Source organism: Flavobacterium sp. JAS (assembly GCF_020991455.1).
GTDB lineage: Bacteria > Bacteroidota > Bacteroidia > Flavobacteriales > Flavobacteriaceae > Flavobacterium.
This window is the reverse complement of sequence record NZ_JAJMOX010000005.1, coordinates 136382-150928: the sequence shown is the minus strand read 5'-3', so window position 1 is coordinate 150928 and position 14547 is coordinate 136382. Positions and strand designations below refer to the sequence as shown.

Annotated in this window: 17 protein-coding genes; 12 read left to right on the top strand and 5 right to left on the bottom strand. The window is 31.5% G+C overall.

The window, feature by feature from the left end:
* Positions 1 to 113 precede the first annotated feature (113 nt).
* Genes LPB88_RS08610 through LPB88_RS08600 form a run of 3 tightly spaced genes read right to left on the bottom strand, consistent with a single transcriptional unit; the run spans position 114 to position 1853 of the window.
* The gene (locus tag LPB88_RS08610) at positions 114 to 545 is read right to left on the bottom strand and encodes a hypothetical protein (RefSeq protein ID WP_230714621.1); all 432 of its coding nucleotides are present in this window, start codon (positions 543 to 545) and stop codon (positions 114 to 116) included.
* Complete coding sequence (locus LPB88_RS08605) at positions 546 to 1415, bottom strand: hypothetical protein (protein ID WP_230714618.1); 870 nt, start codon at positions 1413 to 1415, stop codon at positions 546 to 548.
* Between the two features lie 54 nt (positions 1416 to 1469).
* Positions 1470 to 1853, bottom strand: coding sequence for an acyl-CoA thioesterase (locus LPB88_RS08600; RefSeq protein WP_041516175.1), 384 nt, complete (start codon positions 1851 to 1853; stop codon positions 1470 to 1472).
* 59 nt (positions 1854 to 1912) lie between these two features.
* Here LPB88_RS08600 and LPB88_RS08595 point away from each other — a divergent pair, with 59 nt between their 5' ends.
* From LPB88_RS08595 to LPB88_RS08575, 5 genes are all read left to right on the top strand, one after another.
* Positions 1913 to 2320, top strand: coding sequence for a glyoxalase (locus tag LPB88_RS08595; protein ID WP_230714616.1), 408 nt, complete (start codon positions 1913 to 1915; stop codon positions 2318 to 2320).
* A gap of 9 nt (positions 2321 to 2329) precedes the next feature.
* Complete coding sequence (locus tag LPB88_RS08590; protein ID WP_230714614.1) at positions 2330 to 2797, top strand: hypothetical protein; 468 nt, start codon at positions 2330 to 2332, stop codon at positions 2795 to 2797.
* Between the two features lie 16 nt (positions 2798 to 2813).
* Positions 2814 to 3590: a hypothetical protein gene (locus LPB88_RS08585; protein ID WP_230714613.1), complete on the top strand. Its 777-nt coding sequence runs from the start codon at positions 2814 to 2816 to the stop codon at positions 3588 to 3590.
* A gap of 36 nt (positions 3591 to 3626) precedes the next feature.
* Positions 3627 to 4202 (top strand): Crp/Fnr family transcriptional regulator, encoded by a 576-nt coding sequence (locus LPB88_RS08580; protein ID WP_230714611.1) that lies wholly within the window; start codon positions 3627 to 3629, stop codon positions 4200 to 4202.
* Positions 4203 to 4357: 155 nt separating this feature from the next.
* Positions 4358 to 5329: a zinc-binding alcohol dehydrogenase family protein gene (locus tag LPB88_RS08575; protein ID WP_230714609.1), complete on the top strand. Its 972-nt coding sequence runs from the start codon at positions 4358 to 4360 to the stop codon at positions 5327 to 5329.
* Between the two features lie 273 nt (positions 5330 to 5602).
* Here the strand turns inward: LPB88_RS08575 and LPB88_RS08570 are convergent, their stop codons facing one another.
* The gene (locus LPB88_RS08570) at positions 5603 to 7423 is read right to left on the bottom strand and encodes an acyltransferase family protein (RefSeq protein ID WP_230714608.1); all 1821 of its coding nucleotides are present in this window, start codon (positions 7421 to 7423) and stop codon (positions 5603 to 5605) included.
* A gap of 85 nt (positions 7424 to 7508) precedes the next feature.
* Positions 7509 to 9485: a thiamine pyrophosphate-dependent enzyme gene (locus LPB88_RS08565; protein ID WP_230714605.1), complete on the bottom strand. Its 1977-nt coding sequence runs from the start codon at positions 9483 to 9485 to the stop codon at positions 7509 to 7511.
* 170 nt (positions 9486 to 9655) lie between these two features.
* Here LPB88_RS08565 and LPB88_RS08560 point away from each other — a divergent pair, with 170 nt between their 5' ends.
* The 7 genes from LPB88_RS08560 to LPB88_RS08530 all read left to right on the top strand — a co-directional run bounded on the left by LPB88_RS08560 (position 9656) and on the right by LPB88_RS08530 (position 14537).
* On the top strand, positions 9656 to 10606 hold the full coding sequence (locus tag LPB88_RS08560; RefSeq protein WP_230714603.1) for an isopenicillin N synthase family oxygenase: 951 nt from the start codon (positions 9656 to 9658) through the stop codon (positions 10604 to 10606).
* A 115-nt stretch (positions 10607 to 10721) separates the two neighbouring features.
* On the top strand, positions 10722 to 11054 hold the full coding sequence (locus tag LPB88_RS08555; RefSeq protein ID WP_230714601.1) for a translation initiation factor: 333 nt from the start codon (positions 10722 to 10724) through the stop codon (positions 11052 to 11054).
* Positions 11055 to 11238: 184 nt separating this feature from the next.
* A complete protein-coding gene (locus LPB88_RS08550) occupies positions 11239 to 12108 on the top strand; it encodes a nucleoside phosphorylase (protein WP_230714599.1) in 870 nt (289 codons plus the stop codon).
* Positions 12109 to 12249: 141 nt separating this feature from the next.
* Positions 12250 to 12690 carry a DinB family protein gene (locus tag LPB88_RS08545; RefSeq protein ID WP_230714593.1) on the top strand — a complete coding sequence of 147 codons (441 nt, stop codon included), beginning with the start codon at positions 12250 to 12252 and terminating at the stop codon, positions 12688 to 12690.
* A 3-nt stretch (positions 12691 to 12693) separates the two neighbouring features.
* Positions 12694 to 13086 carry a VOC family protein gene (locus LPB88_RS08540; protein WP_230714591.1) on the top strand — a complete coding sequence of 131 codons (393 nt, stop codon included), beginning with the start codon at positions 12694 to 12696 and terminating at the stop codon, positions 13084 to 13086.
* Positions 13087 to 13169: 83 nt separating this feature from the next.
* On the top strand, positions 13170 to 13643 hold the full coding sequence (locus LPB88_RS08535; protein WP_230714588.1) for a DUF4265 domain-containing protein: 474 nt from the start codon (positions 13170 to 13172) through the stop codon (positions 13641 to 13643).
* 42 nt (positions 13644 to 13685) lie between these two features.
* On the top strand, positions 13686 to 14537 hold the full coding sequence (locus tag LPB88_RS08530; protein WP_230714586.1) for a substrate-binding domain-containing protein: 852 nt from the start codon (positions 13686 to 13688) through the stop codon (positions 14535 to 14537).
* The last annotated feature ends 10 nt before the right edge of the window (positions 14538 to 14547 follow it).

Below are 14547 nucleotides of genomic sequence, written 5' to 3'. Positions count from 1 at the left end.
AAAGCTTTATCTACATAAAGCTTTGCGAACTCTGCGTTTATATTAAGTTCTACAGGCAAAAAAACTTAGCGCACTTTGCGGTAAAATTATGTTCAAAGCAAAACAACTTGAAGCTATTTTCTCACCTCTTCAAAAACAAATTCTGACTTATCATATTCTATTGGCTGGTCGGGTACAAAGCAAGGAAGATTAAAATAAGTTCCAATTACGCCTTTTCCCTGATAAAGTTTGTTTTCTTTTTTTAACAATGCCAATGGAGTTCTTTTCCAGCTTCCTCCGTTAGAGATAAAATGGAAATCTCCTCTTAAGGTATCGCCTTTAATATCTCCTCTTACGTCTCCGGAATCCTTCCCAATTTTGTGGTATAATATTTCGTAACGTCCGTAGAATCGTTTGTCGTTTATATTTATCACTAGAATCGCCGTATCCTTATTGTTTACAGCACGATAGACAATATGATTGTATTGGCTTTTATCTTCTTTAGAATTACAGGAAATTAAAAAAGTAAGTATAACAACAAGAAATGATAAAGATTTTTTTCGCATTTATTTTGGTGAGTTTATAAACTGAATTTTCAGATTAAATTTAAATTCTTGAAATATAAAATCAGAACTATTATCTCCATCTTCATCAGAGCAAATAGAATCTGCGAGATTGTCATTTCCTCCGGATGTTGGCACTTCATCAATTTCAATTCCATTTTTATCAAACATTTCACTTCGATTCAGAGTATACAATTTTGATGATGTACCTTTCAAATACATAATTTTGTACTCAAAATAATCTCGTGACATATTTGTTTTAAATTGATTCGTTTTTATTATTCTAAAGACTAAATATAGATCCGGAGCAATTTCTATTAGTTCAGAATTCAGCTCGTTTAATTGACTTTCAATTTTTTTGTTCTCAATTTTTTCTCTGTTAAAATACAAACTATTGATTTGGAAATTAAATTTAGAATTTGGAATTACTCCAACCTTATCGGTTTCTTTTGCTAATCTTTCTGTTTCTTCATTGATATTATTGATAGCAAGTTTAAGTTTTTTTTTATTCAAAGGGATATAAAATGAATAACCGCCTTCGCCCTCACTTTTATTAAAAAAAATATCATTTAAAAAAAAGGAGAATGAATTTTTAATAAATTCATCTAATGCGGCAGGAACTTGAGTTTCTGTTTTCTTTTCATCATCATTTGCTATTGCACAAGAATAATACGTTACCCGATCAATGAATCGATGTTTATTAAAAATTAAATTTACATAAATCATTTCTTCAGGGTTATTCTTTTTTATTAAATCAAAATTTTCTAAAACGTACTGATATGTTTTTATTTGATTTTCCTGATTTCCTATTTTGATTTTTTGACCAAAAGTTATTGAAGTAAAAAACGCAAATAAAATAATTAGTTTATTCATGGTCATTTTTTATAATCGTTAGTAATTTCCTGACAAAACGTATCATTTCTATTATTACAAACGATCTTTTACGAATTCGATTTGGGTTTTTCCATGCGCTTTTGGTTTACCATTTTCGTCCAGATTAACCATTGTGGTTTGGTCGATTGTAATAATGATCTCGCGAGTCATCATATTTCGAACGGCACAGGTTAAAACTAAAGAAGTATTTCCGAATTTTACAACATCAATTCCAATTTCGACAATATCACCTTGTCTTGCCGAACTCTTAAAATTGATTTCAGACATGTATTTGGTTACAACTCTAGTGTTTTCTAACTGAATAATGGTGTATAATGCCAGTTCTTCGTCGATCCAGGCTAATAATTTTCCGCCAAATAAAGTTCCGTTTGGATTTAAGTCTTCGGGTTTAACCCATTTTCTGGTATGAAATCGCATAATTTTAGTTTAAATAAAAATTTTTGTATTGGAATTTTTTCTAAATTTAAAGAAAAAACATGGAAGATAGAGATGCTTTTTTAAGAGAATTCAGAGGCGAAACTTTAGGAACTGTAAGCGCTCAATCTTCACCAGATGAGTTGTTTCAAAATCAGACGATTAGGCCTATTTTAAAACTTCAAAATGATTTATTTGTTGCCGTTTTTATAAACTACGTAAATAAAAACAAGGCCGATTTTTATTCTTATACGGTCGAAAAGAAACTTCAAACCATCGAAAATTCCATTCAGAAAGATATTAAGTTCCGAAATTCCCTTAAAGGAATTGTCATGGCACTTTTTACAATTGAAGAATATGAAACTTATATTCAAAACTCTTCAAGTTTAAATAAAAGAATGATGAATTTACTGATTGACCGCTTGAAAAGCCAAGTACAATTGTTTGAATTGGAGTCGAATTCGAATTAGATTTTTTAAATGGAAATTGAAATAGTTCAAGATAAAAAGCAAAGTTTGTATGTTTATAGAGATGATGAACTTTTATTTTATTCGAAGGTAAAATTCAACTGGACCAACAGAATTATAACGATTTACAATGATAATAATATTTTACTTTTAGAGGTAAAATATAAAATGTCTTTTTTTAATAGTTATTATAATATATTATTCCAGAATGAATTGTTTACGAAAAATATATCAGAAATAACAGATACAAGAATAATCTTTGGTTTCGGTAAAAGGTTATATATAAAACAAGATTATTTTATTTCGCTTGACGGAAATTTTTCTCACTATTTTAAAGAAACTAAAATTTCCCAATTAAAACAGAAAACATGGGTTTCTAAACCGAAGATGTCATTGAATATAAACGACGAAAATCTTGAGTTTTTACATCCCGTGATCTTACATATTTTAGCAATTAGAGCAGGATATAATTCGGATTAAATAAAGAATATAATTAATGAAGAAACTAGTCTTTCTGCTAATATTTTTAAGTGTTTTGTCTTGTAAAAAAGATTCAAAAGAAACCGGGATAGAAATAAAACAAAAACATAAGACCCAAAAAATAAATATTTGGGAAAGCATGTCATTTGAAGAACAAGTAAAAAGTATAAAAGATCATACTCCAAAAGATTCTATAACTTCAAATGATATCTCATACATTAATGATTCCATTTTAAAAGGAAAATTCAAACTAGATATTTCTAAATACCAACACGAGGATAAGAAAAACAAATGTTATCCAATTAGATTTAGCAAGAAGATTATCTCAGAGTTTTATAGTGAAGGATTTAAAAATTTAGGCGATCTGAATGGAGATAAAAAAGAAGATTCAGTTTTTGTTTTACAAAATTTAAATTCTTGTGAAGAAGGTGATTCGTATTATTTTACCGATAATGATATACCGCGAATACAGACTGAATCCTATTGTTGTCATCCGGAAAGTATATTTAGTATTGGTGATATAGATGAAGATGGCGGGAATGAAATAGCAGAATATTACTCCTCTTGTACAAGTAATTTCAAGTCATTTAGAATTTGGACATTGAAAGATAATAAATGGAAGTTTATAGAGCAATTTGGATTCTTTTATAATAATGGTAAGTATGAAGCATTCAAGGATTTCGATAAATTGTATAAGAAAATTTCAAAGAATAAGTTTAAATTTCTAGAGATATCTGATATGCGAGGAAATGGAGAAATGGTTAAGGAATGGCGTACAGTAACAATGGAATAAATAAATAAATAAATAAATAAATAAATTATATAATAAATGTTCAGTCAATTCCGAAATAAATTCCCAATTGATGATTCAAAATGGAGCGAATGTACGAGCTGTTTCAAACGGCTTGAAGTTCCTGCAAAAACAATTCTTTTAGAAGAAGGAGAAGTTTCAAAAAGACTTTTTATAATCGAAAAAGGCGGTATCAGGGTTTGGTTCAATAATAACGGAAAAGATCTAACAACTCAGTTTTTTTTCGAAAATCAAAGCGTGGCTTCTATCGAAAGCTTCATGAAAAAACTACCAAGTCCGGTTGTTATTGAAACTATTGAACAATCTGTTATTTGGTGGATTTCTAAAAATGATCTGGATAAAATTCTGGAAGAAATAAAAGAAATTCCGGAGTTGAGAGATCGTTTTATTAATATGCTTTTTGAGCGTACATTTGATTATATGAAACATTTTGTTTCTTTTATAAAGGACTCTCCTACTCAGCGTTATCTAAACTTAATTGAAGAAAGACCTCAAATTACACAGCGAGTTCCACAACATTATATTGCGTCATATCTGGGCGTAAGCACCGTTCATTTAAGCCGGATAAAAAGCAAATTATTACAAAAGAAATAGTAGGACTTCGCTATAATATTTCACCATATAAGTTATTATAAGACAAGTTTAAATGAACTTATATAACTTATATGGTAAAAAAAAATATTTGATAACAAATGTTATCGCCTAGCTGTAAACGATGAAAGAACTTTGCATCATAAAATTAAATAATTATGAAAGCAGCAGTAGTTTATAAAAAGGGCGAAATGCCAAAATATGCCGATTTTGCAGATCCAATTGTGCAAAATGAAAACGAGATTTTAATTTCGGTAAAAGCGGTGGCAATTACAAATCTAGATAAAGGAAAAGCCAGCGGTAAACATTACTCGTCAGAAAATGATACTCAAAACGGTTTTATTGTGGGCAGCGACGGCGTTGGTGTACTAGAAAACGGAACGAGAGTTTATGCTCGCGGAATCAACGGTACAATGTCAGAGAAAGCGATTATTGACAAAAACATATTTGTACCATTGCCAGACGGAATTAGCGATGCCGTTGCGGCTTCGTTGCCTAATGCAGTTGCAGGTTCTGCGATGGCGCTTAGGTTTAGAGCAAATATTCAAGCGGGAGAAACTGTTTTAATTAATGGAGCGACAGGTTTTACGGGACAAATGGCGATTCAGATTGCGAGACATTATGGCGCAAAGAAAATAATCGTTACCGGAAGAAATGAAAAAACACTTCAAAGTCTTTTAGAATTAGGTGCTGATGAAATTATTTCGCTTAAACAAGATGACGAAACGATTATCGCACAACTCAAAGAAATTCATTCCAAAACTCCTATAGATGTTATTCTGGATTATTTATGGGGACATCCTGCCGAATTGATTCTTTCCGCTATAAAAGGAAACGGTTCTTTTACTAATAAAGTTAGATATGTCACAATTGGCGGAATGGCAGGCGATTCTATTCAGTTATCATCAGGTATTTTGAGAAGTGTAGATTTGCAATTATCAGGTTCTGGTTTAGGAAGTTGGTCTAAAGCTGAAGTAAAATTATTATTCTCAGAGATTCTTCCTGAAATGTTTCTTTTAGCAGCGCAAAACAAACTAAAAGTCAATATCGAAGAAGTTAAACTAATTGATATCGAAGAAATGTGGAGCAAAGAAGCTCTTGATGGTCAACGATTGGTGGTTATTATATAATTTATTGATGTTTTATCTTTGTCAAAGTTTTAAACTTTGACAAAGATTTACATTCAAAATTAGTATGCATTGCTATTATTTCTGTTCCATTAATTTCTGAAGTTCAAAAATAACTTCTTTAAGTAAAGTAATTTAGTATTTAGTATTTCAATAAATCCAATAAAACCTCCTCAAAACGGTCTTTTGGTAAAAACTGATCTTCCAGAGCTTTAGTAAACGGAATTGGCGAATCTAAACTGGCTACTATATTCTACTATTCAATAGCTTTTAATACTACTTTTTATTTCTAATTTTATTAAAAAAAGACATAAAGTCCTGATTTAAATCTTTTGCCATTTTAACTGATGCAAAGGTGTTAATATGTTCAGAATTATAGTAAGCGACAGTGTCGTTAATATAACCAAGATTTTTTCTTATTATTCCTTTGTTTATGTTATATAAATAAACATTGTCGTATTTATCAGCAATTTTTTTGAGTTTATTATAATTTTCATTATTTTCTATTTCTTTAAATTTATAGTTACTGTTTTTGACGTAACCATTATTTATTTTTATTGGATTTTTGTCGATTATAGGAAATGTATTGATTAAAATAATCTTTTTATCCCGATCTATCTGATTGCATAAATCATCAATTGCTTTATACTGTGATTGTGTTCTTTGAAATGTAAGATTTGCTATTATAATTACATTGCTGTTTTGGATAAGATCGTAAGTTTTATTGATCAGTTTTCTTCCTGATTTATAGTATTTTAAATCACTCACAGGGATTTCATTTTTATCAATGCCTTTGATCGCGAGATATGAATCACAAGTTAAAGTATAGAATGAAAAGTTATTGCTTTTTCCAATATAATCAAAAAATGGTTTAAGCGCTAAAGCATGACTGTTTCCTATAAGTGCAATCTTATCATTTTTGATTGGAGACCCAAATTTCTCGATATTGTTCATTCCATGGGAATTTAGTCCAACTATAGGTTTGCAATATATATTAGGTATTTCCCGGAATTTTAAAATCGTTGGAAGACTTAAAGTTAATATTCCAAAAGTAATATATAGAGGAATAAAAATTTTATAAAAAGATAAGTCGCTTTTGTTTCTGAATTTACGCTCAATAAAATTATAGGAAAACCAAGCCAAAAGAAAAGTTAATACACAAATAAAAATAATTTCTTTAAAAGTAAAGGAATAATCATCATTTGTATATCTTATCAATGCCATTATAGGAAAATGCCATAGATATAAGGAGTATGATAATCCTCCTATAAAAACAGGTATTCTTTTAGAAAAACAATCAGAAACAAAATTATTTTTAATACATAGTAAAAAAGCAATAGCTGTACATGGTACAATAGCTGTTATACCAGGAAAAAATGTTTTTTCTGAAATAAAGAAAGCTGAAGCAATCAAAATGAACAAGCTTAAAGTTGCAATTAGGTTATTTATATTTCGTCTTAGATCAATGCCGTTTTTGAAGAATTGACTGAACAAACTTCCTATCAAAAATTCTGGTATCCTAGCTAATAAAGAGAAGTACATTCCATTTTTATTACCTAAAATTTCTATTTGATATGAGGAATAAATCGTTAAAATAAAAATTATAGATAAAGTAATCTTAACAATGTGTTTCTTAAAAAAATATAGTAAAAAAGGAAGTAGAACATAAAACTGCATTTCTATAGCAAGCGACCAAGTATGCAGTAAAGGGTTCTCGCTTTGTTGTGCGCCAAAGTATGTATTTCCTGATGCAAATGATCGATTTGAAATAAATAGTGCAGATCGGAATAATATATTTTTAAAAGAATCTAAATCTGAATATAAATAATAATAGGAAACTGCAAAAGCTACAGCTAATAAACAAAAGTAATATGCCGGTATAATTCTTTTAAAACGCTTTAGAAAAAAAACTTTAAAAGAAAATTTCTCTTTGGTAATATCATCAATTATTAATGTAGTCATTAAATATCCAGATATGACAAAAAAAACATCAACACCTAAAAAACCACCAGGAAGCCACAGTGAATTTAAATGAAATACAAATACGAATAAAAAAGCAAGAGCACGTAATCCTTGAATATCTTGGCGAAAATACATTTAAGTTATAGTTGTAATTATTTTCTGCAAGTATACATAAATTATTTAGTCATCTATCCAACAAAACTTTGTATTTTTGATAACATCAGTATTTCAATAAATCCAATAAAACCTCCTCAAAACGGTCTTTTGGTAAAAACTGATCTTCCAGAGCTTTGGTAAACGGAATTGGTGAATCTAAACTGGCTACTCTCTTAACGGGCCCGTCAAGATGTTCAAAACATTCTTCCATAATCAAGGCTGAGATATCGCTGGCAATTCCGCCAAACAAAGTATCTTCCTGATAAATAATTGCTTTTCCGGTTTTTCTAACCGATGCAAAAATAGTTTCAGTGTCTAAAGGCTGTAAGGTTCTTAAATCGATTAAATCGGCTTGTATTTCATGATATTTTGCCAATGTTTCCAGCGCCCAATGTACCGGAGCTCCAAAAGCAATAATGGTAACGGAGTTTCCTTCTTTTAATAAAGCCGCTTTTCCTAAAGGAATAGTATAATAATCTATTGGAACATCTTGATAAACACTTCTGTATAATTGTTTATGTTCGAAAAACAGAACCGGATTTGGATCGTTTATAGAAGTATTTAGTAAACCTTTTGCATCATAAGGAAATGCCGGATATACTACTTTTAAACCCGGAGTTTTGGTAAACCAGGCTTCATTTGTCTGCGAATGAAATGGCCCTGCCTGAGTCCCTCCGCCGCAAGGCATACGAACGACAACATCGGCTTTTTCGCCCCAGCGATAATGTGATTTGGCTAGTAAATTTACAATTGGATTAAATCCCGTGGAGACAAAATCAGCGAATTGCATTTCTACAATGGCTTTATATCCGTTAATTGATAATCCCATTCCCGCAGAAACAACAGCGCTTTCGCAAATTGGAGTATTCCGCACACGTTCTTTTCCAAACGTTTCTACAAAGCCTTCCGTGATTTTAAAAGCACCGCCATATTCGGCAATATCCTGCCCCATAATAATCAGATTTTGGTGGCGCTGCATCGATTGGTCTAAGCTATTTCTGATTGCATCGATAAAGCGTATGTTAGTAGATTCTGATTCCGTGCTAACTTCTTCATATTGAAAAGGTTTATACACATCGTTTAATTCTTCACTATAAGATGCAATTATTTCAGGTTCGGCATTTGCAATAGCCCAATTCTCTTCGATTTCGTGTTTAATTTCTTCATGCAAAATGGCATCATGTTCTTCTGTTAGGATACCCTGATCTAATAAAAACATTCTGTAATTATCTACAGGATCAAGTGTTGCCCATATTCTCATTAATTCTTCAGGAACATATTTTGTGCCGCTTGCTTCTTCATGTCCACGCATTCTAAAAGTTTTAAACTCCAGTAAAACCGGATGCGGGTCTTTCTGCATGCTTTCTTTTAGTTGTTTAATTTTATTATAAACCTCCAAAATATTATTACCATCAATAATGTAACTTTCGATTCCATAACCAATGCCTTTGTCAGCAAGGTTTTCGCAAGAATATTGTTCGTTTGTTGGAGTTGAAAGTCCGTAACCATTGTTTTCGATGATAAACATTACTGGTAATTTCCAAACTGCGGCAATGTTTAAGGCTTCGTGAAAATCTCCTTCACTTGTAGCACCTTCACCGGTAAAAACGGCTGTGACTTTTTTATTATTCTGAAGTTTATCGGCAAGAGCAATTCCGTCTGCAATCCCTAATTGCGGACCAAGATGCGAAATCATTCCGATGATATTATATTTCTGCGTTCCAAAATGAAAACTGCGATCTCTGCCTTTAGTAAAACCACTTGCTTTTCCTTGCCATTGCGAAAACAAACGGTGCAATGGAATATTTCGGGTTGTAAAAACGCCCAGGTTACGATGCATGGGCAATATGTACTCAAAGGACTCTAATGCAGCGGTAACTCCCACAGCGATTGCCTCCTGCCCGATTCCAGAAAACCATTTTGAGACTTTTCCCTGCCGAATCAGGATTAGCATTTTTTCTTCGATCAAACGAGGTTTTAGAATCTTTTTGTATAAATCTAATAGTTGAATATCAGAAAGGTCTTGTTTGTAAAAAATCATTTGATTCGCTGTTTAAGTATTTCAAATATAGAAAATTATAACAATTTTATTTATTTTTGTTAGATAATTTTAATTTTATTATAACTTTTAAAATTCAAATCTAAAATATTCTCTACCTTTGTTATTGAAAGGTTTTACCACACCTTTTATCTTAAATAAAAATGTAAAGTATGCAAAACATTCCTAGTGTAGACTTACGTGATTTCCTTTCGGACGACCCGAAACGTAAACAAAAATTTGTAAATGAAATCGGCAGTGCATTTGAAAACATTGGCTTCGTAGCCCTAAAAGGTCACTTTTTAGACGACCAGTTAGTAGACGAGCTTTATAGCGAAATTAGAAAATTTTTCGCTTTGCCAGTGGAAACTAAGCATAATTATGAAATTCCCGGAATTGGTGGTCAAAGAGGTTATGTGTCTTTTGGAAAAGAACATGCTAAAGGACGCAAAGAAGGAGATTTGAAAGAATTTTGGCATTTTGGCCAATATGTTGATGCTTCTTCAAAATATGCTTCGGAATATCCGGACAATGTTGAAGTAAAAGAATTACCTCGTTTTAATGTTGTGGGTAAAGATGCCTATCAAATGCTTGAAAAAACAGGTGTTTATGTGTTAAGAGCTTTGGCTTTGCATTTAGGTTTAGATGAGTTTTATTTTGACCAGTATGCTAAAGAAGGAAACTCTATCCTGAGACCAATTCACTATCCACCAATTACTTCTGAGCCAGAAAATGCAATTCGTGCAGCTGCTCACGGAGATATTAACCTGATTACGCTTTTAATGGGTGCTCAGGGTAAAGGATTACAGGTTCAAAATCATGATGGTGAATGGATTGATGCTATTGCAGAAAATGACGAGTTAGTGATAAATGTTGGAGATATGTTGTCAAGACATACTAATAATAAACTAAAATCGACAATTCACCAGGTTGTTAATCCGCCTAGAGAATTATGGGGAACTTCACGTTATTCAATTCCATTTTTTATGCATCCTGTAAGCGATATGCGTCTGGATTGTCTTGAAAACTGTATTGATGCCGAGAATCCTAAGAAATTTGAAGATATTACAGCGGGAGATTATTTATACGAACGTTTAGTAGATTTAGGGTTAATAAAAAAGTAAACTTTTAAATCTTCAATTTTTTAAATTCCAAATTCCAAAAACTATCAAATTGGGATTTGGAATTTAATTTTTACAAACTATATTTATTGAAATTTATTTTTTAGAATAAAAGATTATGGATTTTAAAGATCAATTAAAAAACTTGTTTCCGGATCATGTCGAATCAAATGAACCTGAAGAAGTTCAGGAACAAGATCATGTGCTTTACATTCAAAAAGAGCCAATGATTTGCAAATTCGAAAAACGAAAAGGAAAAGCTACCACAATTATCGAAGGCTACGAAGGATCTGATGAAGATTTTAAAGTTCTGGCCAAAGAAATTAAAACTAAACTTAGCGTTGGCGGAACTTTTAAAGACAGTTCAATAATCATTCAAGGCGATTATCGCGATAAAATCATGGAAATCCTAAAAGCAAAAGGATTTAAAACCAAACGTGTTGGTGGTTAGGGAAATAAATTCCAATTTTTTAAATTCCAAATTCCAAGCTTTTAAAAATTAACATATAAAAATAAGAATCTGTGACAATCTGTTCAATCAGTCAAATCTGTGGGCATAAAAAGACGCATTAATGTGCGCTTCTACAGAAAACCTTTGAACCTTTGTTACTCAGAACCTTTGAACCTTAAACGAAATGATAAAAAACTCAGAATTAATACTAAATCCAGACGGAAGTGTTTACCACTTAAACCTTCGTCCTGAACATATTGCACACGATATAATTTTTGTTGGAGATCAAAACAGAGTCGAGAAAATCACTCAATTTTTTGATTCAATTGAATATTCAACTCAAAAAAGAGAATTTAAAACCCAAACCGGAATCTATAAAGGAAAAAGAATATCTGTAATGTCAACGGGAATTGGCCCTGATAATATTGATATTGTTTTGAATGAATTAGATGCTTTGGTAAACATCGATTTAAAAACTCGTTTGCCAAAAGAAAAATTGACTTCGCTGAATATTATCAGAATTGGAACTTCTGGTTCTTTGCAGGCTGATATTCCTGTGGATAGTTTTGTAATGTCTAAATTTGGATTAGGATTAGACAATATGCTTCGCTCCTACCTGATCGACGAAGTTTCGAATGCGGCTATCGAAGATGCTTTTATTGCACACACCAATTGGGATATTAGAAAAGGAAGACCGTATGCAATTGCTTGTTCTGAAAAATTGGAAAAAATCATCGAATCTGATAAGATTTTTAAAGGAATTACCGCTACGGCCGGAGGATTCTACGGGCCACAAGGACGTGTTTTACGTTTAAATATTCAGGATGAAGAATTAAATAATAAAATGGATAATTTTAATTTTGATAACCAAAGAGTTACTAATTTAGAAATGGAAACGGCTGCAATCTACGGACTTTCGGCGCTTTTAGGACATAATGCGTTGTCATTGAACGCTATTATTGCCAATCGTGCATCGGGAACTTTTAGTGAAGATCCTTATAAAGCTGTTGATGAATTGATTACATACACGTTGAATAAACTGGCACAGAAGTAAATTAGATAATTAGTCAATTTGATAATTAGATAATTCTTGTAAGATGTTGAAGTTGATGGTGTTGTTTTTATTTTGTTTGTCAATTTGATATTTTATTACAAGTCATTTAAATAGTATTCATTTTAAAAATTAAATAGTTCAATGCAAGACGCTATTCTTAAATTTGAAAATCTATTGTTGGAAAATGTAAAGTATATTCCAACAATAGATCAAAATATTCTGGAAGAAAGAAAACCCGGAAAATGGTCTAAAAAAGAGGTTTTAGGACATTTAGTAGATTCGGCGATTCATAATCAGGTTCGGTTTACCGAAATTAATTATGTAGAAAAACCGTATCAGCACAGACCGTATAGTCAAATAGATTTGGTAAATTTAAACCAATATCAAACTATGGATATTGAGGAGTTAACGCAATTATGGTTTGCGGTAAACAAACAAATCCTTAGACTGATGAAATCTGTTGATGAAAAGGCTTTAGACTATAAAATTGTTCTAAGCGATGGAGCTGTAATTGATTTAAAGTTCCTGATGACAGATTATGTTGAGCATTTAGAGCATCATATAAACCAGATAAAAGCGTAAGTTATGTTTTTGAGAGTTGCCCGCCATACTAATGATTTAGAAAGAATTGTAGATTTCTACGTTAATATTCTAGGCTTTGAACTTTTGGGAGACTTTCAGAATCACAATCATTATGATGGCGTTTTTGTTGGGAAATCCGGTTTAGACTGGCATTTTGAGTTTACAAAATCTGAAGAAGAAGCAAATCATACCTTTGATCAGGACGATGTTATTGTGCTTTATCCTAAATCAATTATAGATTATGATGTACTGGTAAGCAACGTGATACATGGCAAGATTTTAATCTTAACTGCAAATAACCCTTTCTGGAATGAAAACGGAGTAATGTTTATGGATCCCGATGGTTATCGTATTGTTTTATCACCACTAAAAGCAATAATAAATGAGATTAATTAAGTAATTAGATAATTAGTCAATTTGAAAATTAGATAATTGATTTTTAATTCTGACGCTTAGTAGAAATAATAGAAAATTTTATAATGCAAGATACACACAAAAAAATCTTATTTAAATATTATAGTACTTATCTGGAAGAAGTAGTTTCTGAAACCATGTGGGCAGAAACTATTGATTTGGAAAAAGGATATTTTAAATTAGATAATATCCCTTTTTTTGGGCCTTTGATTGCTACGGATGATATTTTTCTTGCAGAATATGATGAGACCGAAAAATGCTTCATTCATAGAAAAACCATCGAAAGTTCAGGAAATTCAATCGTTCAGATTTTAATTTTGGAAGATGGTTTTGATAAAGAATTAATTAGAGAAAAATTAAAAGAAATCAATTGTATATCAGAAAGTTTAAATGATACGTTTCTTGCGGCCGAAATTGTGAAAGAGGTTGATTATTCGATTGTAAAAAGTATATTGAATGAGTATGAATCTCTTTCTGTAATTGAATTTGCTGAACCTTGTCTTTCTGAAAAACATCGTGCTGATTTATTAAAAAACTAAACCAACTTATAATACGCATACCAAACTTAAACTTAAACTATAATGAAAACTGTAAAAATTGTAGGTGTTCCTGAACACTTCAATTTGCCATGGCAACTATGCATTGAAAATGGCGAATTTGAAGCTGAAAACATTGATTTGCAATGGAAAAACATTCCCGAAGGTACCGGCAAAATGTGCCAGATGCTGCGTGACGGAGAAGCTGATATAGCAGTTATTTTGACAGAAGGAATTGTAAAAGATATTGTTGCCGGAAATCCAAGTAAAATTGTTCAGATTTATGTGCAATCGCCTTTAATTTGGGGAATTCATGTTGCCGCAAAATCAAATTTTTATAGTATAAGTGATCTTAAAGATAAAAAAGTAGCTATTTCCAGAATTGGCTCCGGATCACAGTTAATGGCTTATGTAAACGCATACGAACAAGGCTGGGAAACTGATAATTTGCAGTTTGAGATCATCAATACAATCGACGGGGCTGTTGAAGCGCTGACAAACGGAACTGCAGATTATTTTATGTGGGAGCGTTTTATGACTAAACCTCTTGTTGATCAGGGAATTTTCAGACGTGTTGGCGACTGCCCTACTCCATGGCCTTCGTTTGTAATTACGGTTCGCGATGAATTCTTAAAAAAGAACCCAAAAACGGTCGAGAAAATCCTTGAAATCATAAACAAAACAACACACGATTTTACTCAGATTCCTGATATTGATAAAACTTTGGCAGAGCTTTTTAATCAAAAGCTGGAAGATATTCAGGAATGGTTAAAACTTACACAATGGTCTCAAAAACATTTGAGCGAAAAAGCATTTATTAAAATTCAAAATCAATTATTTGATCTCGGTATTATTGATAAAAAAAGTACTTTTGTTGAAACGGTAAAAGCGCTGTAAAATACTGCTT